This is a genomic window from Pseudomonas sp. 65/3-MNA-CIBAN-0223, assembly GCF_040310425.1.
Classification (GTDB): domain Bacteria; phylum Pseudomonadota; class Gammaproteobacteria; order Pseudomonadales; family Pseudomonadaceae; genus Aquipseudomonas; species Aquipseudomonas gregormendelii.
In genome coordinates this window covers 1-266 of sequence record NZ_JBEOPV010000178.1, presented here as the reverse complement: position 1 = coordinate 266, position 266 = coordinate 1, and the positions used below count along the sequence as shown (strand labels likewise).

The following is a 266-nucleotide window of genomic DNA, read 5'->3' as shown; positions in this document are numbered from 1 at the left end:
ATAATACGGTGATGTCAGGGCGCAGTGAAGCGACTAAGTGCAAAATGGCAGACTCATAAGGGCGAAAGTTAGTGGTGATAATAGGGTTTTTGGCTTGCGATAGCGCCCACTCAACGATCTCTTCAGGCGATTTGCCTTGCAAGTCTTTATTAGCTTGGTCGATGTCTAGGTTTGGATGTAGTTGGCTCATGGTTATGTCCTTAAATTAGAAAATTAATGTGATTGTTAAATAGAAAAGTAAAAACTAAGCGCCTGCAAACATAGGT

Annotated in this window: 1 pseudogene; it reads right to left on the bottom strand. The window is 41.4% G+C overall.

The features are described from left to right. Nucleotides 1-190 (bottom strand): annotated as a pseudogene (locus AAEZ09_RS28440) (hypothetical protein); the annotation flags it as partial. Between the last annotated feature and the right edge of the window lie 76 nt (nt 191-266).